Source organism: Variovorax sp. P4_D9, assembly GCF_056401695.1.
Genome location: NZ_JBFUIU010001445.1, coordinates 1 through 1,359, shown reverse-complemented (window position 1 = coordinate 1,359; position 1,359 = coordinate 1). Strand labels below are relative to the sequence as shown.

General features: G+C 64.9%; 2 protein-coding genes and 1 pseudogene. 2 read left to right on the top strand and 1 reads right to left on the bottom strand.

Annotated features, from left to right (window positions below; genetic code table 11):
• Together AC1DY5_RS55845 and AC1DY5_RS55840 are read left to right on the top strand one after the other, a co-directional pair.
• On the top strand, positions 1-211 hold a 211-nt coding region (locus AC1DY5_RS55845; RefSeq protein ID WP_478122739.1), incomplete at its 5' end, for a hypothetical protein.
• 106 nt (positions 212-317) lie between these two features.
• Positions 318-431 (top strand): annotated as a pseudogene (locus AC1DY5_RS55840) (transposase domain-containing protein); the annotation flags it as partial.
• Between the two features lie 47 nt (positions 432-478).
• On the opposite strand, the gene AC1DY5_RS55835 reads toward AC1DY5_RS55840, so the two are convergent.
• Positions 479-730 carry a hypothetical protein gene (locus tag AC1DY5_RS55835; protein ID WP_478122740.1) on the bottom strand — a complete coding sequence of 84 codons (252 nt, stop codon included), beginning with the start codon at positions 728-730 and terminating at the stop codon, positions 479-481.
• Positions 731-1,359: the final 629 nt, after the last annotated feature.

Genomic DNA, 1,359 nt, shown 5'->3' with positions numbered 1-1,359 from the left:
GGTTCACGGGTACCTCAATGGCACCGGCATGGGCCTGTCTGCATCGGCGACCCTGGCCGCCCTCGGATTGGCCGCCGCAGTGTTCGTACTGGTCGTCCTGTTCGCCGCGCTTGTCGTTGCTCCATGGGCGCGGATCGCCGTGCGTGTGGGCGGCAGCTGGATCGCCGCGAGCGGCGTCTTGATGATTGGCTGGTCAATTCGCGGGCTTTGACCAAATACTCTTCAGAACGACGGCAGTCGAGCATGGCGAGAACCAAGGCGGTCCTGGGCAGCGGAGCCAGGCTGGCTGACTTTCTGAGCGCCAGCCTGCTTTCGCGGTGGTGCCGGCCGAGGTGGTCAACGCTGTGCTGGGCGCCCATGGCTGCAACTCGCAGCGCGTGCGCAGCTTTCCAGCAGTGGCGGGGGCGTACTACTGCATGGCCCTGAGCTTGCACCCTGATCGTTATTCGCCTACGACCACGTACGTGGCGGCAGCCTGTCATTCTTTGCGGTTATCTCCGATCCGAGCGCCGCGACGCACAGCGGCACGCAGTCTGCGCGCGCTGACCGGCCGCTCCAGGAAGCCCGTCGCCTCCAAGCGCGCGATGTCCACGGCCGTGTGAAATGCGCTGTGCGGACCCAGGACGATCACGGGCGGTGCCACACCCCGGCGCCTTAACTCGCGCACCAGCCTCAGCGTCGCGGCCTCGTCGACATCTGCCGACGCAATGAGGCGAATGGCTCGAATCATCGGGCGGTTGGGCGAGAAAGGCCTTGCCGTCGTCCACGAACACGACCGCATCGGTGACCCGTGCGAGCGCCGATTCGATCCAAGCGCGCTCATCCTCCTTGAACCCGACGACGTAGACGGTTGTGAACATGGCTTCGGCGTCTCCCGAGGCAGTAAAGGTTCCGGATCTCAGCAGCGGCTGGCGTCCGTGGCGATCGCCCGCGGCCGTTCACCTGCCCCGAACCGGTCACCAATTGTGAGGCCATCTGCACGATGCGACCATCCCGGCGACCACGGAGCACCACGTCCGTAGGCGCGCAACGCGACGACGTGTGCGCCCGGCACGGCGCGCAGCGACGCGTGAGAAGCGGCATTTTTGGCGGCGCCCTTACCGTCACTCAGTGCACTGAAAACGAGTGCACCCCAACCAGCCCTTCCATGGCTCTCCGCAGAGGGCACGCGACCCTTTCAGGAAAGTTCGGGTAGACGGTCGGAGGATTCCCCAGAAGACGATCTTCTTTGCGGATTCATTGAGAAAACGCATCCCCCGCGTCGCCGTGCTCGGGCAACATGGCCCGCAAACCATCAAGGGCAAAGCGCGAGGTGCAGAGGTGAAAGTGCGCTGCTGGTCGACGATTCCGTGGCAATAC